Source organism: Streptomyces sp. Y2F8-2 (assembly GCF_014905555.1).
Classification (GTDB): domain Bacteria; phylum Actinomycetota; class Actinomycetes; order Streptomycetales; family Streptomycetaceae; genus Streptomyces; species Streptomyces cynarae.
The window spans coordinates 161,847-179,754 of sequence record NZ_BNGS01000001.1; the positions used below are offsets into that span (position 1 = coordinate 161,847).

Genomic DNA, 17,908 nt, shown 5'->3' on the forward strand with positions numbered 1-17,908 from the left:
GGCCGGTAGGGCCGGTAGGGGTACGGGCACAAAAACAGGGGCGACCTTCCGGTCGCCCCTGTTGCGTCACGTCTGCGGCTACTGGCCTTGTTCGTCCCGTCGGCGCTGCCAGCGTTGTTCGATGCGGTCCATCACGGAGCGTCGCTGACGCACCTGTCGGCGGATGCCCGGCGCTCCCTGCTCACCCGGCTTGGGAACCTTGCGCCAGCCGGTCACCACGAGCACCGCGCAGCCCAGCATGACGAGGAATCCCACCACGCTGATCCAGATCTGCTTCGCGACCATTCCGGCCATGAGGAGCGCGATACCCACGAGGAAGCCCGCGACCGCCTGGTAGACCCGCCGCCGGGTGTACGTACGCAGCCCGCTTCCCTCAAGCGCCGACGCGAACTTGGGATCTTCGGCGTACAGCGCTCGCTCCATCTGCTCGAGCATGCGCTGCTCGTGCTCCGAGAGCGGCACGGAGTCCTCCTCATCGTGCAGTCGCCGGGGCGACCGGGGGTCCCCTTCAGGATAGGCAGGGAATCGCCCCCTTGAAACCCGCCCCTCTACGCCAATTGGCCAACCGGAATCCGCCACGCCCGTCCCGGCTCACTGAGATCTTCATTCCCCAGCGGCCGACCCGTCATGCCGGTCGGTCTCCCTCGATCATACGGCGCGGACCGCCCGATCGGGGGGCCTGTGGCGTACTCCATCCGCCGCCAAGCCGCTGATCAGCGGGGCGCCGCGAACAGGCCGCTCAGGACTCGGCGGCCCCTGTGGTCTCACCCAGCACGTGCAGCTGCGTCGCCACCGAGTGGAACGCCGGGGACTCGGCCGCCGCGGCCTCCAGCTTGAGCAGCGCCTCCAGCGCGCCCGGCTCGGTGTCCACCAGCACCCCGGGCACCAGGTCCGCGAAGACCCGCACGCCGTGCACCGCGCCCACGCTCAGGCCCGCGTCCTGGACGAGTGCGGTGAGCTGTTCGGCGGTGAAGCGGTGCGGTACGGGGTCGCCCTCGCCCCAGCGGCCGTTCGGGTCCTGCAGCGCCTGGCCGGCCTCCTTGAAGTGCCCGGCGAGGGCCCGCGCGAGCACGGCACCGCCGAGGCCCGCGGCGAGCAGGCTGAGGACACCGTCGGGGCGCAGGGCCGCGACGGCGTTGCGGACGCCCTCGGCGGGATCGTCGACGTACTCCAGGACGCCGTGGCACAGCACCACGTCGTAGCCGCCGCGCTCGACCACGTCGAACAGGCCGTGCGCGTCGCCCTGCACGCCCTGCACCCGGTCGGCGACACCGGCCTCGGCGGCCCGGCGCTCCAGCGCGAACAGCGCGTTCGGGCTGGGGTCGACGACGGTGACGCGGTGGCCGAGGCGGGCGAGGGGCACGGCGAAGTTGCCGCTGCCGCCGCCGGTGTCGAGGACGTCCAGCACGTCCCGCCCCGTGGCCTTGACCCGGCGGTCGAGGGCGTCCTTGAGGACCTCCCAGACCACGGCGGTACGGAGAGACGCGCGGGGGCGAGTGGGGTCCGACACGGCAGTTGACTCCTCGGCGCGGCACCGCCTGGTGTTCGGCGGAGCGATCGGACGGCCTTCCGACCCCTGTTACCAGGGCGAAAGACTTCAGGCGCCTCCACCCTATTGCCTCCGTCCCCGCCCCGGACCCCTCACCCCACCCGGATCCTCACCCCGCGTCCGGCATCTCCCGCTCCGCCTCCTGTCGCGGCTGCGGAAGCACCGGCTGGAGCACCAGCATCCGCTCGACCAGGCGCAGGAACATCGCCACGTCCCGTATCAGGTCGTCCGCGTCCCGGGTGCCGGCCGCGCCGCGGATGCCGGCCTCGGCGCGGGCGCGACGGGCGGCGCCGGAGGCGAACAGCGCGCTCCACTCGGTGAGTTCGGGTGCGATCTCGGGGAGCACTTCCCAGGCGCTGCGGATCTTCGCGCGGCGCCGCGCGGTCGGCTCCGGGCGCCCGCGCGCGGCGAGCACGGCGGCGGCGGTGCGCAGGGCCGCCAGGTGGGCCGTCGCGTACCGCTCGTTCGGCGTTTCGAGAAGGGTGGCCTCCTCCAGTGCGGCGCGGGCCTGGGCCAGCAGGTCGAGCGCGGCGGGCGGGGCCGTGGCCCGGCGCAGCACGGGGTGCACGTCGCTCGCCGGGCCGGTCAGTGAGGGGGCAGGGCCGGTGGCGCGGCGCCGGCGTGCGGCGGCTGCGTGGTGACTGGCCATGACGAACCTCCTGTCGTCTGTGTGACGGCACGCCCTGATACGGGCTGCCGTATGTGCCCATCGTGGGGTATGGCACTGACAATCCGTTCTGACCTGCTCTTTTGCTTCGCTCAGAGGTTCGGAGTAGTTTTTGCACTGACCAGTCAGTTCAAAAACCGAGTTACCGGGGTCCTGTGACCGGACCCCGGGACTGGGTGCCCCACCCAGGGGAACGAGGGGGGACATGGACATGCAGGGGACGGCGGCCGGGGTCGCCGTCAGCGCCGCCGGCTTCGGGCTGAAGGGACCGCGCGGCTGGGCCTTCCGGGGCGTCGGCCTCGAGGCGGAGCCCGGCTCGCTCATCGCCGTCGAGGGCCCCTCGGGCTCCGGCCGGACCTGTCTGCTGCTCGCGCTCACCGGACGGATGAGGCCGAGTGAGGGACGGGCCGCGGTCGGCGGGCACCGGCTGCCCAAGGAGATGTCCGCCGTGCGCCGGATCAGCGCGCTCGCGCACGTGCCCGGCGTCACCGACCTCGACCCGGCCCTGACCGTGGGCGAGCACCTGCGCGAACACGCCCTGCTGGAAAGCCGGTTCGGGGACTCCCTGCGGGCGCTGCTGCGGCCCAGGAGCATGGGGGTACCCCCTGCTCGAGCGAAGTCGAGAGCTTGGGGCGGGAGGGCGGCCGAGACGGCACGCCGGATCGACACCGCCCTCGCCGCCGCCGGACTCGACCCGGAACAGCTGCCCAAGGGCCGCCGGACCGCCGTACGCGACCTGGAGCGACTGGAGGCCCTGCGGCTGTCCGTGGCGCTGGCCCTGATCGGCCGGCCCCGCCTGCTCGCCGTCGACGACGTCGACCTGAAACTGTCCCCCGCCGAACGGGCGGAGGCCTGGGGCCTGTTGAGGTCGCTGACCGAGGACGGGACGACCGTCCTCGCGGTGTGCGCCGAGGCCCCCGAGGACGCCGTCGTGGTGTCGACGGCCCCCGGCGCGCGGCACGCGCGCGAGGAGACCACCCCCGACGAGCCGACCGAAGACGGCGACGACGACAAGGAGACGGCGGATGCGCTCGCCGAGACTGGCCGCGCTTGAGCTCAGGCGGTTCGGCAGGGGAAAGCTGCCGCGTGCGGCGCTGGTCGCGCTCCTGTTGCTGCCGCTGCTGTACGGCGCCCTGTACCTGTGGTCGTTCTGGGACCCGTACGGGAGGCTGGACCGCATCCCCGTGGCGCTCGTCGACGACGACAAGGGCACGACCGTCGCCGGCCGCAGGCTCACCGCGGGCGACGACCTCGTCAAGGGCCTGCTCAAGAGCGACACCTTCGAGTGGCACCGGGTGAGCGCCGCCGAAGCCAGGAAGGGCGTCGAGGACGGCACCTACTACCTGTCGCTGACCATGCCGTCCGACTTCAGCGCCAAGATCGCCTCCAGCTCCGGAAGTTCCCCCGAGACGGGCGCCCTTCAGGTGCGGACGAACGACGCCAACAACTACATCGTCGGGCAGATCTCCAAGACGGTGTTCGCCGAGGTGCGCGCTGCTGCCTCCACCAAGACGTCGCGGTCGTTCCTCGACCGGATCTTCATCTCGTTCTCGGACATCCACGGGGCCACCGTCAAGGCCGCCGACGGCGCCGACCAGCTCACGGGCGGGATCGGCAAGGCGGAGAAGGGCGCCAAGGACCTGGCCGACGGGTTGAAGGAGGCCAAGAGCGGCAGCGGAAAGCTGTCGAGCGGCCTGACGAAGCTCGACCAGGGTGCGGGCGCCCTCCAGGACGGCGCCCAGCAGGTGGCGGACGGCACCCAGGCGCTCGCCGACCGGGTGCACGGCGCGGCCGACCAGGTGCGGCCCTTCCTGAAGAAGGACGGACGGCAGATCGCCGACACCGCGACCCTGGTGGCCGACTCGGCGGGCGTCATCAGCGGGCACCTCGACGCCTTCGTCACCACGGCCCCCGTCGCCGAGAAGGGCACGCGTGAAGCGTCCGAGACGCTGGACGCGGTGTACGAGAGGCGCTGTGTGAGCCAGGTCCTGCCCGACCCCGCGTGCGCGGACCTGAAGAAGGCGAAGGACGCCGCCGCGGACGCCGCACGGCTCGCCAAGGACGTGAACACCGTGGTGCGGGACTACCACGGCGACATGACCGCGATGCGGCAGGACCTGAAGACCCTCCAGCAGCAGGCCCGGGCGCTGGCAAAGGCCGCACCGCACCTGTCCGGCGACCTCGACGACGCGGTCTCCAAGGTGGACGCGCTCAACAAGGGCGCCGCCGAGGTCGCCAAGGGCGCCCGGACCCTGCACACCGGCCTGGGCACCGCCCGGGCCGGGGTGGCCGACCTGGACTCGGGCATCGGCAAGCTGGAGACGGGCGCTTTCGACCTGAACGGCGGCATGTACAAACTCGCCGACGGCTCCGGGAAGCTCGCCGGCGGGCTGCACGACGGCGCGGGCAAGATCCCTGACTACGACAAGCAGGACCGCGACCGGCGCACCCAGGTCATGGCGGACCCGGTGCAGCTCGCCTCCCGGGACCTGCACCACGCGCCCAACTACGGCACCGGTTTCGCCCCGTACTTCATCCCCTTGTCCCTGTGGGTGGGCGCGATGGTGGCGTACATGCTGATGCCGCCGATGAACCGGCGCGCGCTCGCGGCGGGCGCCTCCGCCTGGCGGATCGCGCTGGCGGGCTGGCTGCCGGTGGCCGCCGTGGGCGTGCTGCAGACGGCCGCCCTGATGGCCGTGCTGCACTGGGCGATCGGCCTGGAGATGACGCGCGCGGCGGGGACGATCGGGTTCCTGTTCCTGGTGGCGGCGTGCTTCGCGGCGCTCGTCCAGTGGCTGAACGCGCGTTTCGGGGCGGCGGGCCGGATCCTCGTCCTCGCCCTGCTGATGCTCCAGCTGACGTCCGCGGGCGGTACCTACCCCGTGCAGACCTCTCCGGGCTTCTTCAACGCCATCCACCCCTTCCTGCCGATGAGTTACGTCGTCGAAGCGCTGCGGAGGCTCATCACGGGCGGCGGCCTCGGTCCCGTGTGGCAGGCGTGCGCCGTGCTCACGGCGTTCACCGCGGGCGCCCTCGCGCTGACCGCCCTGTCGGCCCGGCGCAGGCAGGTGTGGACGCTCGACAGGCTGCACCCGGAGCTGAACCTGTGAGGTCCGGGCCATCCCGCCGGGCCGTTCCTGTGAGAATCAGGCCCATGGAACGCAGCAGCGCCGCTACGTCGGGCGGCTCCAGCCGCCGCGAGGCGACCCGGCAGAAGCTCTACGAGGCGGCCGTCACCCTGATCGCGGAGCAGGGCTTCTCCGCGACCACCGTCGACGAGATCGCCGAGCGGGCCGGGGTCGCGAAGGGCACGGTCTACTACAACTTCGCGAGCAAGTCCGTCCTCTTCGAGGAGTTGCTGCGGCACGGTGTGGGGCTGCTCACCGCCTCCCTCAGGGACGCGGCCGAGCAGAGCGACCGGGCGGGCGGTACCAAGGTGGACGCGCTGGACGCCATGATCCGCGCCGGGCTGGCCTTCATCGCCCGCTACCCGTCCTTCACCCAGCTGTACGTGGCCGAGCTGTGGCGCACCAACCGGGCCTGGCAGTCCACGCTCATGGTGGTCCGGCAGCAGGTCGTCGCGGCCATCGAGGACGTGCTGCGCGCAGGTGTCGAAAGCGGCGAGTTCAGCGACGAGATCGACGTCCCGCTGACGGCCGCGGCCCTGGTCGGCATGGTGCTGGTGGCGGCGCTGGACTGGCAGTCGTTCCAGCCCGAGCGCTCCCTGGACGACGTCCACGCGGCGCTGTCGCGGCTGATCCAGGGGCGCGTGAGCGGCGGCCGGTAGGGCGCCCGGACGGCCGTCGGGGCGCTCGGACGATCGATGGCGCCCGGCAAGACGAAAGCGCCGGTTCGTGGTGGCCGCGCCTTGGCGCGCCCCCTCGAACCGGCACTCCGTCGTGCCCCCGTGACCCCCGTTCGGTCCTTCCCCCGGGTCTCCCCCTGCCTCGCTTCCGCCGCAGAAGTGCCGGCGGAAGGAGCGGTCGAGGGCGGGCACCGTTCCGCCGCCCCGTGTCGGCGGTGCCGGAGCCGTGCCCCTTTCCGTGCCTCCACTGTCTCGTCCGGGCGGGCCTGACCCCATCCGCGCAGCTACTCATCTCTCCGGCTAGGTACGGATACTCAGGCCCTGAGTGCTCACCCCCACGGCACGGATGCACGGAAAGCGCCGGTCACAGGCCCGCGGCCGGATTGTCGGCGGCGGCCGATAAGGTCGCAGGCATGGCACGGATTGCGGTGATCGGCGCCGGGATGGGCGCGATGGCGGCCGCCGCCCGGCTGGCCGTCGCGGGCCACCGGGTGGTGGTGTACGAGCGTACGGAGACGTACGGCGGTGCGGTGCGCCGTTTCTCGCGCGACGGCTTCTCCTTCGACACCGGCCCGGGCCTGCTGCCGCTGCCCGCGGTCTACCGCGACCTGTTCGTCAAGACGGGCAAGGAGCCGCTGGAGGACTGCGTCGAACTGGTCCAGGTGGACCCGTCGTCACGGCACGTCTTCGCGGACGGCACCGAGGTGGCACTGCCCAACGCCTCGCGCGCGGGGGTGGTGTCCGCGCTGGACGCGGCGCTGGGTGCGGGAGCGGGCGGGCGCTGGGGCGACTTCCTGGTACGGGCGCGCGAGGCCTGGGACCGTACGCGCCGTCCGCTCCTGGAGGAGCCGCTGTGGCCCGACTGGCAGGTGCTGGCGGAGAAGGAGCCGTATCCGGCTGTGCCGCACAAGCGACTGCTGCGTACGCGCCGGGCCGGCACGCTCGCCGAGGTCGGCGCCTGGGAGCTGCGCGATCCGCGCCTTGTGGCGGTGCTGGAGAGCCACGCCCTGGCCTGGGGCCTGGACCCCCGGACGACGCCGGCGAGCGCGGCCGTGCTGCCGTACATGGAGCACGCCTTCGGAATGTGGTACGTCCGGGGCGGGATGCGGGAGCTGGCGCGCGCCGTGTACGAGCGGTGCCTGGCCCGCCGGGTGGAGTTCGTCTTCGGGACCGAGGTCACCGGGATCGTCGAGAAGGACGGCCGCGCGACGGGGGTGGAGCTGGCCGACGGTGTCACGGCGGAGACGGACCACGTGGTGGCCGGGGTCGCGCCCGCCGTCCTGGACCGCCTGGTACCGGGGACGGCGGCGCGCGCTGCGGACGAGGTCGCGCCGCAGCGCGGGATGCCCGGCCGGCTGACGGTGTTCCTGGCGCTGCGCGGGGGCCGGCCGGAGGGTGCCGCGCACCGGACGGTGGTCCACACGGCCGACCGCGAGGGCGAGCTGCACCGGCTGTTCGGGGAGTCCGCCGGGCTTCCGGCCTCCGCGACGGTGGCCGTGCTGCGCCCGGACGACCCCGCGCTGGTGCCCGACACGGCGCACGAGGCGGTCACGCTGACGGTCACGGTGCCCCAGGGACTGGAGGTCTCCGAGTCCGACGTGGACCGGATCGTCGCCGCCGCCGGGCGTGCGATACCCGGCCTGGCCGACCGTGTCCTGTGGCGAGAGGTGCGCACGCCCGCCGATGTCGCCGAGGACACCGGAGCGCCCGGCGGCGCGGTGCCGGCGCCGGCTCTCGCCGCGGCCGGGGGCCGTCTGCTGCAGCCGTCCAACAGCACCCGTACACCGGGCCTGTTCACGGTCGGCGGCTGGTCCCACCCCGGTGGGGGTCTCCCCCACGCCGGCATGTCGGGCGCCCTGGTGGCCGGGCTCATCGTGGAGGGGCCGGACTTCCGGGGCTCCCAGTGACCGACCCGGGGTCCACGGCTCCGGGACGTCAGAAGCGGTAGCGCTCGTCGTAGCCGTTGCCGTGCGGGGTGCCGTTGTCCTGGTAGGGGTACGGCTGCTCGGGCGGGAGTTCGCCGCCGAGCGCTTCGTCGGTGGTGCGCTGCTGGGGCACCCAGACACCGCCGGGCGGGGTCTCGCCGTAGGTGCCGGTGGCGTACTGGTCCTGACCGTAGGCGTGCTGTCCGTACTGCTGCCCGCCGCCGTACGTGGTGTCGTACGAGCCGCCGCCGTAGGTCCCCGTGCCCTGGTACGGGTCGGAGTACCCGCCGTACTGCTCCTGGCCGCCCTCGTAGCCGTAGTGCTGCTGCTGGCCGTATCCGGAGTAGCCGTCGTAGGCGTAGGCCTGCTGCTCCTGGGGCTGCTGCTCGTGGGGCTGTCCGGCGGTGCCGTAGGCGGCATCCGCGTAGACGCCGTAGGAGCCGGTCTCCTCGGGCAGGGGCTGCGGCTGGTAGACGGCGGTGGCCTCGGCCGCGGTCTCCGCGGTCGGGGCGGTCCCCGGGCGGGAGAAGACGTCGTCGTGGTCGTCCTCGTCGTACGCGTCGTCCTGGCGGTACGTTCCGGCGGGCATGGTCGTCGTCGCGGCCGCCGGCTCGACGTCGGTGTCCTCCGCCGCCTCCTCCTGACGGGCCTTCTCGCCCCGGCGGCGCTTGCTGCCGGTGCCCGTGCCCTCGCGCGGGCGGTTGCCGACGGCCCAGCCGGCCGCGAAGCCGCGGCGGAACGACAGGGTGACGTAGGTCTGCCCGACCGCGAAGGCGGCGGCGCCCAGGCCGATGACCACGACGGATTGGATGAGCACGCCGAACACGACGCCGAGGAATCCGACGAACGCGAGCAGCCGCCAGCGCAGGCGTGCCTTGTACTGCAGCAGCACCTCACCGAGCAGCCACAGTGCGACGATGCCGAACGCGATGTAGAGGACCGTCCAGCCCATGTACGCCCCTCTCCCAGTGGCCGCTACGCAGTGTGTCGTATACGGGTGCGGCGGTCTAGGCCCGCTGCGGGTGGTGCAGGCCCAGGTTCTCGTAGATCTCGAGCGTCGCCGTGGAGTTGTTGAGTGTAATGAAGTGCAGTCCGGGGACTCCCTCGGCCAGCAGCCTCGCGCAGAACTCCGTGGCGAAGTCGATGCCGATCGAGCGTACCGCCGCCGGATCGTCCTTCGCCGCCAGGATCCGCTCCTGAAGGCCGTCGGGGAGGGCGGCGTTGCTGAGCTGGGGCAGCCGCTCCAGCATCCGCACGCTGGTCACGGGCATGACCTCGGGGATGACCGGGGTCTCGCAGCCGGCCGCGGCGACCCGGTCCCGCAGGCGCAGGTACGACTCCGGCTGGAAGAACATCTGCGTGATCGCGTAGTCGGCGCCGGCCCGGCACTTGTCGACGAAGTGCGCGACGTCGGTGTCCCAGTCGCTGGAGCGGGGGTGCATCTCAGGGAAGGCGGCGACGCCCACGCAGAAGTCGCCCGACTCCTTGATGAGCCGGACGAGTTCGGCCGCGTAGGTCAGGCCCCTGGGGTGCGGCACCCACTCGCCCATGGGGTCGCCGGGCGGGTCGCCGCGCACCGCGAGCATGTTGCGGATCCCGGCGTCGGCGTACTGGCCGATGATGTTGCGCAGCTCGGCGACGGAATGGTTGACCGCGGTGAGGTGGGCGACCGGGGTGAGCGTCGTGTCGGCGACGATCTGCTCGGTCTCCTTGACCGTGCCCGCACGGGTGGAACCGCCGGCGCCGTACGTGACGGAGACGAAGTCGGGGGCGACCGCCTCGACCCTTCGAAGCGCGCTCCACAGGTTCCGCTGGCCCTTGGGGGTCTTCGGCGCCGAGAACTCGAACGAGTACGTCGTCTTGCCGGTGGCGAGGATGTCGCGCACGGTCCGTGCGCGATCAGTCCTCGTGGATGCGGTTCCGAGGGCCATAGTCGCAGGTTAGCCAGGGCACGGCGGTCCCCCAACCGGACGCCTGCGATTTGCCCGAATTGCCGACTTGTTGTCCACCCATCGGACAACACGGGGGCAGGACCGGCCTCCGGGCGCCCTACGCGGCGCGCAGTCGCTTGGCGAATTCGGCCGCCGCCGCGCCGGGGTCGTCCGCCTCCGTGATCGCGCGCACGACCACCACGCGGCGGGCGCCGGCCTCCAGGACCTGGTCCAGATTGCCGAGGTCTATGCCGCCGATGGCGAACCAGGGGCGGCCGGTGCCGAGCGCGGCGGTGTGGCGCACCAGGCCGAGGCCGGGGGCGGGGCGGCCGGGCTTGGTGGGGGTGGGCCAGCAGGGGCCGGTGCAGAAGTAGTCCACGCCCTCCTGGACGGCGGCGGCCTCGGCCTCCGCCTCGGAGTGGGTGGAGCGGCCCATGAGGATGTCGTCGCCGAGGATGGCGCGGGCCGCGGGGACGGGGAGGTCGCCCTGGCCGAGGTGCAGGACGTCGGGGCGGGCGGCGTGGGCGACGTCCGCGCGGTCGTTCACCGCGAGGAGCTTGCCGTGGCGGGCACAGGCCTCGGTGAAGACCTGGAGGTGCTCCAGTTCCTCGGCGGCCTCCATGCCCTTCTCGCGCAACTGCACGATGTCGACGCCGCCGGCGAGGACCGCGTCGAGGAACTCGGCGAGGTCGCCCTGGCGCTTGCGTGCGTCCGTGCACAGATAGACGCGGGCGTCGGCGAGCCGGGCGGTGCGGGCGGTTTCGGGCACGGTGGTGTCCCCCCGTTGTCGGTGGCGTACGGGCCGCGGCGGGGCGCGGTCGGCCGGAGCCGGGGCGTGTCCCTTGGCCCGCGGCCCGTACGCCGGACGGTTGTTCTTGTGTGCCGGCCTGATCAGACCGGAACCGGTCCGATCGGGTCGGGTCCGATCGGGTCCGGTCCGATCAGGCCGGATCGATCAGACGGCGAGCGCCTGCGCGCGGCGCTTCACCTCCGTGCCGCGATTCTCGCTGAGAGCCTGCGCGGGGGTGCCGGGCAGGGTCGGGTCGGGGGTGAAGAGCCACTCGATCATCTCTTCGACCGTGAAGCCGTCGTCCCGCAGCAGGGTCAGGGTGCCGGACAGGCCCTTGACCACCTTGTCCCCGTCGATGAAGGCGGCGGGGACGTGCAGCGCCTTGTTCTCGCCTCGGCGAACGGCGATGAGCTGGCCCTCCTTGACCAGCTGCCGCACCCGGGTCACCTCCACGCCGAGGGCTTCGGCGATGTCGGGCAGGGTGAGCCAGGCGGGGACGAGAGCATCGATCTTTGCGTCAATCTCGGTCACGGGATCAAGCGTGCCATCCCGGACTGACAGTCGGAAGCGGAGCGCCTCCGGCGGGGTGAGAGCGGAGGGGGTGGTTGCGCCCTACGCCGTCGCCTCCTTCAGCGGGCGGGACGGGTCCGACAGCAGTGCGGGGTTCATGGGGACGCCCGATTCGATCAGGCGGCGGCCCTGCGCCAGGTCCCGGGGGCGGCCCACGGCCAGCAGGGCCACCAGGCGGCCCTCGCGAAGCCAGCAGACCGTCCAGGCCGCGCCCTCGGGGTCGCCGCGCCACACCGTCGTGTCGGCGGACGCGTGGTGGCCCACGTACTGGACGAACCGGCCGAACTGCTCCGACCAGAAGTACGGCACCGGGTCGTACGCCACCGGTGTCTGGCCGATGATGTTCGCGGCCACCGTACGCGGTCCCTGGAGGGCGTTGTCCCAGTGGTGGACGAGCAGGCGCTCCTCGTAGCGGCCCGACGGGAAGGACGCGCAGTCACCGACCGCGTACACGTCCGGCAACGAGGTGCGCAGATGGTCGTCGGCCAGCACCTCGCCGTGCACGCCCAGCTCGATCCCGGACCCGGCCAGCCAGGCCGTGGCGGGCCGGGCCCCGATGCCCACCACCACCGCCCCGGCCGGCACCCGGGAGCCGTCGTCCAGCACCACCGCCCCCGGCTCGATGCGCTCCACGCGCGCGTGCGTGCGCAGCTCGGCCCCGCTGTCCGCGTACCAGGCCGTCATCGGCGCCGCCACCTCCGCCGGCAGTGCCCCGGCGAGCGGCCGGTCCGCGGCCTCCACCACGGTCACCGCGCAGCCCGCCTCGCGCGCGGCGGTGGCGAACTCGGCGCCGATCCAGCCCGCGCCGACGACCACGATGTCGTGCTGCCGGGCGAGCACCGGCCGCAGCCGCTCGGCGTCGTCCAGCGTGCGCAGCAGATGCACGCCGGGGACGCCCTCCGCGCCCGGCAAGCGGATCGGTTCGGCCCCGGTCGCGATGACCAGGACGTCGTACGCGACGGGGCCCCGCTCGGTGTCCAGCTCGTGGTCCTCCGGGCGCAGGCCGGTCGCCTCGCGGCCCAGCTCCAGCTCGATGTCCAGCGCTTCGAAGTCGACGTCGAAGGCGGAGTCCTCGGCCTTGCCGAGCAGCACCGCCTTGGACAGCGGCGGCCTGTCGTACGGCTGGTGCGGCTCCGCGCCGATCAGCGTCACACCGCCGGCGAAGCCCTGTTCCCGCAGGGCGACCGCGGTCTGCACCCCGGCCATGCCCGCGCCCACGACGACGACGCGCCGTGCCGTACCGCCCCGTGCCTGCGTCTGCTCGCTCACCTGATCACCATAGACAACTGACGAATTGTCAGTCAGGGGGCGTGCTGAGTGACGTCCTGCACAGCCCTGGGCCGGGGGGAGGCTGTCTTACAAGTGCGGCGCTCCGCGGGCTAGGGTTGCCACCGTAAGCACTCGCGGGAGCCCGGCGCACCGGGCTGAGAGGGAGGCTGGGACGGCCTCCGACCGTACGAACCTGATCCGGGTCATGCCGGCGAAGGGAGGGGCTGGACGCCCATGTCGCGTACACCGGACGAACCGTCGACATCGCGCGATGCGTCGACCGTGTCGGACGTCCTCGTCATCGGGGGCGGGATCATCGGTCTGGTCACCGCCTGGCGGGCGGCGCAGCGCGGGTTCGCCACGGCCGTGGTGGATCCGGAGCCGGGCGGCGGAGCCGCGCAGGTGGCCGCCGGAATGCTGGCCGCCGTCACCGAGCTGCACTACGGGGAGCAGACGCTGCTCGCCCTGAACCTCGCCTCCGCGCGCCGTTACCCGGACTTCGCCGCCGAGCTGACCGAGGCCACCGGCCGGGACCTGGGCCACCGCCGCTGCGGCACGCTCGCCGTCGCGCTCGACGCCGACGACCGCGCCGAGCTGCGCGAACTGCACGCCCTTCAGCAGCGCTCGGGGCTGGAGTCGGAGTGGCTGAGCGGGCGGGAGTGCCGCCGTCTGGAACCGATGCTCGCGCCGGGTGTGCGCGGGGGGCTCAGGGTCGACGGCGACCACCAGATCGACCCGCGCCGCCTCGCCGCGGCCCTGGTGACGGCCTGTGAACGCGCCGGGGTCGTCTTCCACCGGGTGTGGGCCGAGCGGCTCACGGTGGTGCGGGAGCGGGCCTGCGGGGTGCGGACCGCCGACGGCACCGAGCTCGCCGCCGGGCAGATCGTCCTCGCCGCGGGCAGCCTCAGCGGGCGGCTCGCGGGCGTCCCGGACGACGTCCTGCCGCCCGTACGTCCCGTGAAGGGGCAGGTGCTGCGGCTGACCGTGCCCGAGCGGTACGCGCCGTTCCTGAGCCGTACGGTGCGCGCCGTCGTCCGCGGTGGCGCGATCTACCTCGTGCCGCGCGAGAACGGCGAGCTGGTGGTCGGCGCGACCAGCGAGGAGCTGGGCTGGGACACCACGGTCACCGCGGGCGGGGTGTACGAACTGCTGCGGGACGCGCACGAGCTGGTGCCCGGGATCACCGAGCTGCCCCTCACCGAGACGCGGGCGGGTCTTCGCCCGGGCTCCCCGGACAACGCGCCGCTGCTCGGCCCCACCGAGCTGGACGGCCTGCTGCTGGCCACCGGCCACTACCGCAACGGTGTCCTGCTCACCCCGGTCACCGGCGACATCATGGCGCACGTGCTGACCACCGGTGAGCTTCCCGAGGAGGCCCGTCCCTTCACCCCCCGGCGTTTCACCGCCGCCGCAGTCACGGAGCAGCCCGTATGAACATCTCGGTCAACGGGAAGACCCGCGAGGTCACCCCCGGTGTCGCGCTCGACGCGGTGGTGCGGAGCCTGACCGCCGCCCCCTCGGGCGTGGCCGCCGCCGTCAACGAAACCGTCGTACCGCGCGCGCAGTGGGCGTCGACGTCCCTCAGCGAGGGAGACCGCGTCGAGGTCCTCACCGCCGTCCAAGGAGGCTGACCCATGGCTGACGATCCCTTCGTCCTCGGAGGCACGACCTACTCGTCCCGGCTGATCATGGGAACGGGCGGCGCGCCCAGCCTGGACGTGCTGGAGCGGGCGCTGGTGGCGTCCGGCACGGAGCTGACGACGGTCGCGATGCGGCGCGTCGACGCCTCGGTGCACGGCTCGGTCCTGTCCGTGCTCGACAAGCTGGGCATCCGGGTGCTGCCGAACACCGCGGGCTGCTTCACCGCGGGCGAGGCCGTGCTCACCGCCCGCCTCGCGCGCGAGGCCCTCGGCACGGATCTGGTCAAGCTGGAGGTCATCGCCGACGAGCGGACCCTGCTGCCGGACCCGATCGAGCTGCTGGAGGCGGCCGAGACGCTGGTGGACGACGGCTTCACCGTGCTGCCGTACACGAACGACGACCCCGTGCTCGCCCGGAAGCTGGAGGACGTCGGCTGCGCCGCGATCATGCCGCTCGGCTCCCCGATCGGGTCCGGGCTCGGCATCCGCAACCCGCACAACTTCCAGCTGATCGTGGAGCACGCGCGCGTGCCGGTCATCCTGGACGCGGGGGCGGGCACGGCGTCGGACGTGGCGCTGGCGATGGAGCTGGGGTGCGCGGGTGTGATGCTCGCCTCGGCGGTGACCCGGGCGCAGGAGCCGGTCCTGATGGCGGAGGCCATGCGGCACGCGGTGGAGGCCGGCCGGCTCGCCCGCCGGGCGGGCCGTATCCCGCGCCGGCACTTCGCTCAGGCGTCGTCTCCGATGGAGGGCATGGCCCGGCTGGACCCGGAGCTGCCGGCCTTCTGAGCCGGACCGGAGGAGGTCGCGTCACAGGTCGGCTGCAGTCGGGCTCCGGTGTCCTCGCAGCGGACGGTGAGTGACAGTGCGCCCTCGTAGACTCACCAGCGTGGATACGACCCTTCAGGACCCTCTCGTCGGGCAGGTGCTCGACGGCCGCTATCGCGTCGACGCGCGGATCGCGGTCGGCGGGATGGCCACGGTCTACCGGGCCCTGGACACCCGCCTGGACCGTGTGCTCGCGCTGAAGGTGATGCACCCGACGCTGGCGGCCGACGGCTCGTTCGTCGACCGCTTCATACGGGAGGCCAAGTCGGTCGCCCGTCTCGACCACCCGAACGTCGTGCAGGTTTTCGATCAGGGTGCCGACGGCTCGTACGTCTACCTCGCCATGGAGTACGTCGCCGGCTGCACCCTGCGGGACGTGCTGCGCGAGCGCGGGGCGCTGCAGCCGCGCGCGGCCCTGGACATCCTGGAGCCGGTGCTGGCCGCCCTGGGGGCCGCGCACCGCGCCGGGTTCGTGCACCGGGACATGAAGCCGGAGAACGTCCTCATAGGTGACGACGGCCGGGTCAAGGTGGCCGATTTCGGCCTCGTCCGGTCCGTCGACACCGTCACCAGCACGACGGGCGCCGTCCTCGGCACCGTCTCCTACCTCGCCCCGGAGCAGATCGAGCACGGCACGGCCGACCCGCGGGTCGACGTGTACGCGTGCGGGGTCGTCCTCCACGAGATGCTGACCGGCGCCAAGCCGCACCACGGCGACTCCCCCGCCCAGGTGCTCTACCAGCATCTGAACGAGGACGTGCCCCCGCCGTCGGCTGCCGTGCCCGGGCTGTCCGTCGAACTCGACGACCTGGTCGCATCGGCGACCGCGCGCAACCCCGAGCTGCGCCCGGCGGACGCGGTGGCGCTGCTGGGTCAGGTGCTCCAAGCCCGTGGCGCGCTGACCGACGAGCAACTGGACGCCGTGCCGCCGGGGGCCGTCGCCGCGGAGCACGACAACGCCGAGGACCGCACGAGCGTGATCCCGCGCCTGCTGCCGACCCGCCCCGTGGGCGAGGACCGGGAGGCCGTCCTCAACCGGACGAGCCGGCTTCAGACCCCGCCGCCCGAGCCGCCCCGGCGCCCGGCGCGGCCCCGGCGCGGGCTGTACGCGCTGGTCCTCGCCGTGCTGGTGGTGTTCGGTGTGGGCACGGGGGTCTGGTACATCAACTCGGGCCAGTTCACCAAGGTCCCGCCGCTGCTGGCGAAGACGGAGGGCGAGGCACGGGCCAGGCTGAAGAAGGCCGGTCTCGAGGTCAAGCAGGTCAAGCACGCCTACAGCGACACGGTGAGGCGCGGCACGGTGATCAGCACCGATCCGGCGGTGGGTGCGCGGATCCGCTCCCACGACGCGGTGACGCTGACACTCTCGGACGGTCCCGAGACGGTGCAGGTGCCCGATCTGAAGGGTTACCCGCTGGACCAGGCGCAGGCCCGGCTGAAGAAGGACGGCCTGGTGCCGGGCATGGTCACACAGGCGTTCAGCGAGGACGTGCCCAAGGGCTCCGTGATCGGCACGGACCCGGAGGCGGGGACCGAGCGGCACGGCGGTTCGGCGATCGCGCTCACCGTCAGCAAGGGCAGCCCGGTGGACGTGCCCGACGTGGTGGGCGCCTCCATCGAGGACGCGACGTCACAGCTCCAGGACGTGGGCCTGCAGGTGAAGATCGCCGACACGCAGGTCACCTCCGAGTACGACGCCGGGAAGGTCGCCCAGCAGTCGCCGGGCGCGGGCAAGCAGGCCGGTGAGGGCGACACCGTCACGCTGACGCTCTCCAAGGGCCCCGAGATGGTCCAGGTGCCGGACGTGACCGGGCAGAACGTCGACGACGCCAAGAAGGCGCTCGAGGCCGCGGGTTTCCAGGTCGAGGAGGACCGGGGTCTGCTGGGCCTGTTCGGCGACACGGTGAAGAGCCAGTCGGTCAAGGGCGGGGACAAGGCTCCGAAGGGTTCGACGATCACGATCAAGATCCGCTAGCAGGCCGATGGCCGAGGACCGGGCGCCCGGGACGGCGTGACACCCTTGGGGGGTGAGCACTGAGCAGTCCCCCGGCGCCCCCGGATCCTTCGGCCCCTCCCGCAACCCGATCGGCAGCCACGTCCCGGTGGCCGGTGGGCTGAACTCCGTCGGGCTGGCCTACGCCCGCGACATCGGGGCCGAGACGGTACAGGTCTTCGTGGCCAACCCGCGCGGCTGGGCGACGCCCGTCGGCAGTCCGCGTCAGGACGAGGAGTTCCGGGCCGCGTGCGCCGCCGAGTCCGTCCCGGTGTACGTCCACGCGCCGTACCTGATCAACTTCGGCTCGCACACCGAGGCGACCGTGGACAGGTCGGTGGAGTCGCTGAGGCACTCGCTGCGGCGCGGCCGCCGGATCGGGGCGCGGGGCGTGGTCGTGCACACCGGCAGCGCGACCGGCGGCCGGGACCGTTCGGTGGCGCTGAAGCAGGTACGGGAGCGCATGCTGCCGCTGCTGGACGAGCTGACGCACGACGACGACCCGTGGCTGCTGCTGGAGTCGACCGCGGGCCAGGGGGCCTCACTGTGCTCCCGCACCTGGGACTTCGGGCCGTACTTCGAGGCCCTGGACGCCCATCCCAAGCTCGGTGTCTGCCTGGACACCTGCCACATCTTCGCGGCCGGGCACGACCTGACCGGGCCGGACGGGGCGCACCAGACGCTGGACCTGCTGGTGGACACCGTCGGCGAGGGCCGGCTCAAACTGATCCACGCCAACGACTCACAGGAGGCGGTCGGCGCCCACCGGGACCGTCACGCGAACATAGGCGCCGGCCACATCGGCGAGGCCCCGTTCCGCGCGCTGATGACGCACCCGGCTACCGAGGGCGTGCCGCTGATCATCGAGACGCCCGGTCGCAAGGAAGGGCACGCGGCGGACGTGGAGCGGCTGAAGAAGCTGCGGGACGGCTGACCCGTAG

The 17,908-nt window shown here is 72.9% G+C and carries 17 protein-coding genes and 1 riboswitch; of the genes, 9 read left to right on the top strand and 8 right to left on the bottom strand.

What is annotated here, in order from left to right; translation table 11 throughout:
* Positions 1 to 78: 78 nt before the first annotated feature.
* From SY2F82_RS00740 to SY2F82_RS00750, 3 genes are all read right to left on the bottom strand, one after another.
* On the bottom strand, positions 79 to 462 hold the full coding sequence (locus SY2F82_RS00740) for a DUF3040 domain-containing protein (protein ID WP_200416945.1): 384 nt from the start codon (positions 460 to 462) through the stop codon (positions 79 to 81).
* 277 nt (positions 463 to 739) lie between these two features.
* A complete protein-coding gene (locus SY2F82_RS00745; RefSeq protein WP_200416946.1) occupies positions 740 to 1,510 on the bottom strand; it encodes a bifunctional 2-polyprenyl-6-hydroxyphenol methylase/3-demethylubiquinol 3-O-methyltransferase UbiG in 771 nt (256 codons plus the stop codon).
* Positions 1,511 to 1,658: 148 nt separating this feature from the next.
* Positions 1,659 to 2,198 (bottom strand): SAV_6107 family HEPN domain-containing protein, encoded by a 540-nt coding sequence (locus SY2F82_RS00750; RefSeq protein WP_200416947.1) that lies wholly within the window; start codon positions 2,196 to 2,198, stop codon positions 1,659 to 1,661.
* 223 nt (positions 2,199 to 2,421) lie between these two features.
* Here SY2F82_RS00750 and SY2F82_RS00755 point away from each other — a divergent pair, with 223 nt between their 5' ends.
* From SY2F82_RS00755 to SY2F82_RS00770, 4 genes are all read left to right on the top strand, one after another.
* Positions 2,422 to 3,270, top strand: a complete 849-nt coding sequence (locus SY2F82_RS00755; protein WP_236041025.1) for an ATP-binding cassette domain-containing protein — start codon at positions 2,422 to 2,424, stop codon at positions 3,268 to 3,270.
* Positions 3,242 to 5,326: a YhgE/Pip domain-containing protein gene (locus SY2F82_RS00760; protein WP_200416948.1), complete on the top strand. Its 2,085-nt coding sequence runs from the start codon at positions 3,242 to 3,244 to the stop codon at positions 5,324 to 5,326. Before SY2F82_RS00755 ends, SY2F82_RS00760 begins: the two co-directional genes overlap by 29 nt.
* A 44-nt stretch (positions 5,327 to 5,370) precedes the next feature.
* Complete coding sequence (locus SY2F82_RS00765; protein WP_200416949.1) at positions 5,371 to 6,003, top strand: TetR/AcrR family transcriptional regulator; 633 nt, start codon at positions 5,371 to 5,373, stop codon at positions 6,001 to 6,003.
* A 431-nt stretch (positions 6,004 to 6,434) separates the two neighbouring features.
* Positions 6,435 to 7,928: an NAD(P)/FAD-dependent oxidoreductase gene (locus SY2F82_RS00770; protein WP_200416950.1), complete on the top strand. Its 1,494-nt coding sequence runs from the start codon at positions 6,435 to 6,437 to the stop codon at positions 7,926 to 7,928.
* Between the two features lie 28 nt (positions 7,929 to 7,956).
* Here the strand turns inward: SY2F82_RS00770 and SY2F82_RS00775 are convergent, their stop codons facing one another.
* The 5 genes from SY2F82_RS00775 to SY2F82_RS00795 all read right to left on the bottom strand — a co-directional run bounded on the left by SY2F82_RS00775 (position 7,957) and on the right by SY2F82_RS00795 (position 12,506).
* The gene (locus SY2F82_RS00775) at positions 7,957 to 8,898 is read right to left on the bottom strand and encodes a hypothetical protein (protein ID WP_200416951.1); all 942 of its coding nucleotides are present in this window, start codon (positions 8,896 to 8,898) and stop codon (positions 7,957 to 7,959) included.
* A gap of 55 nt (positions 8,899 to 8,953) precedes the next feature.
* Positions 8,954 to 9,877: a methylenetetrahydrofolate reductase [NAD(P)H] gene (metF, locus tag SY2F82_RS00780; RefSeq protein ID WP_200416952.1), complete on the bottom strand. Its 924-nt coding sequence runs from the start codon at positions 9,875 to 9,877 to the stop codon at positions 8,954 to 8,956.
* 118 nt (positions 9,878 to 9,995) lie between these two features.
* The gene (gene thiE, locus SY2F82_RS00785; protein WP_200416953.1) at positions 9,996 to 10,646 is read right to left on the bottom strand and encodes a thiamine phosphate synthase; all 651 of its coding nucleotides are present in this window, start codon (positions 10,644 to 10,646) and stop codon (positions 9,996 to 9,998) included.
* 186 nt (positions 10,647 to 10,832) lie between these two features.
* The gene (locus SY2F82_RS00790; protein ID WP_200416954.1) at positions 10,833 to 11,198 is read right to left on the bottom strand and encodes an Rv2175c family DNA-binding protein; all 366 of its coding nucleotides are present in this window, start codon (positions 11,196 to 11,198) and stop codon (positions 10,833 to 10,835) included.
* 81 nt (positions 11,199 to 11,279) lie between these two features.
* On the bottom strand, positions 11,280 to 12,506 hold the full coding sequence (locus SY2F82_RS00795) for an NAD(P)/FAD-dependent oxidoreductase (protein WP_200416955.1): 1,227 nt from the start codon (positions 12,504 to 12,506) through the stop codon (positions 11,280 to 11,282).
* Between the two features lie 124 nt (positions 12,507 to 12,630).
* A riboswitch (TPP riboswitch) is annotated at positions 12,631 to 12,743 on the top strand.
* On the opposite strand from SY2F82_RS00795, the gene thiO reads away from it, so the two are divergent.
* The 5 genes from thiO to SY2F82_RS00820 all read left to right on the top strand — a co-directional run bounded on the left by thiO (position 12,741) and on the right by SY2F82_RS00820 (position 17,901).
* Positions 12,741 to 13,940: a glycine oxidase ThiO gene (thiO, locus tag SY2F82_RS00800; protein ID WP_200416956.1), complete on the top strand. Its 1,200-nt coding sequence runs from the start codon at positions 12,741 to 12,743 to the stop codon at positions 13,938 to 13,940. (Overlaps the previous riboswitch by 3 nt.)
* Positions 13,937 to 14,137, top strand: coding sequence for a sulfur carrier protein ThiS (gene thiS, locus SY2F82_RS00805; protein ID WP_200416957.1), 201 nt, complete (start codon positions 13,937 to 13,939; stop codon positions 14,135 to 14,137). Before thiO ends, thiS begins: the two co-directional genes overlap by 4 nt.
* A 3-nt stretch (positions 14,138 to 14,140) precedes the next feature.
* Positions 14,141 to 14,935 carry a thiazole synthase gene (locus SY2F82_RS00810; protein WP_200416958.1) on the top strand — a complete coding sequence of 265 codons (795 nt, stop codon included), beginning with the start codon at positions 14,141 to 14,143 and terminating at the stop codon, positions 14,933 to 14,935.
* Between the two features lie 100 nt (positions 14,936 to 15,035).
* Entirely contained in the window at positions 15,036 to 16,949 is a 1,914-nt protein-coding gene (gene pknB, locus SY2F82_RS00815) for a Stk1 family PASTA domain-containing Ser/Thr kinase (protein WP_200416959.1), read from the top strand.
* A 52-nt stretch (positions 16,950 to 17,001) separates the two neighbouring features.
* On the top strand, positions 17,002 to 17,901 hold the full coding sequence (locus tag SY2F82_RS00820; RefSeq protein WP_200416960.1) for a deoxyribonuclease IV: 900 nt from the start codon (positions 17,002 to 17,004) through the stop codon (positions 17,899 to 17,901).
* Positions 17,902 to 17,908: the final 7 nt, after the last annotated feature.

Excerpts from the sequence above, each read along its gene's own strand:
- SY2F82_RS00770 (WP_200416950.1), top strand. The coding sequence starts at position 6,435 with ATGGCACGGATTGCGGTGATCGGCGCCGGGATGGGCGCGATGGCGGCC.
- metF (WP_200416952.1), bottom strand. The coding sequence starts at position 9,877 with ATGGCCCTCGGAACCGCATCCACGAGGACTGATCGCGCACGGACCGTG.
- SY2F82_RS00755 (WP_236041025.1), top strand. The coding sequence starts at position 2,422 with ATGGACATGCAGGGGACGGCGGCCGGGGTCGCCGTCAGCGCCGCCGGC.
- SY2F82_RS00760 (WP_200416948.1), top strand. The coding sequence starts at position 3,242 with ATGCGCTCGCCGAGACTGGCCGCGCTTGAGCTCAGGCGGTTCGGCAGG.
- SY2F82_RS00750 (WP_200416947.1), bottom strand. The coding sequence starts at position 2,198 with ATGGCCAGTCACCACGCAGCCGCCGCACGCCGGCGCCGCGCCACCGGC.
- thiS (WP_200416957.1), top strand. The coding sequence starts at position 13,937 with ATGAACATCTCGGTCAACGGGAAGACCCGCGAGGTCACCCCCGGTGTC.
- thiO (WP_200416956.1), top strand. The coding sequence starts at position 12,741 with ATGTCGCGTACACCGGACGAACCGTCGACATCGCGCGATGCGTCGACC.
- SY2F82_RS00765 (WP_200416949.1), top strand. The coding sequence starts at position 5,371 with ATGGAACGCAGCAGCGCCGCTACGTCGGGCGGCTCCAGCCGCCGCGAG.
- SY2F82_RS00775 (WP_200416951.1), bottom strand. The coding sequence starts at position 8,898 with ATGGGCTGGACGGTCCTCTACATCGCGTTCGGCATCGTCGCACTGTGG.
- SY2F82_RS00810 (WP_200416958.1), top strand. The coding sequence starts at position 14,141 with ATGGCTGACGATCCCTTCGTCCTCGGAGGCACGACCTACTCGTCCCGG.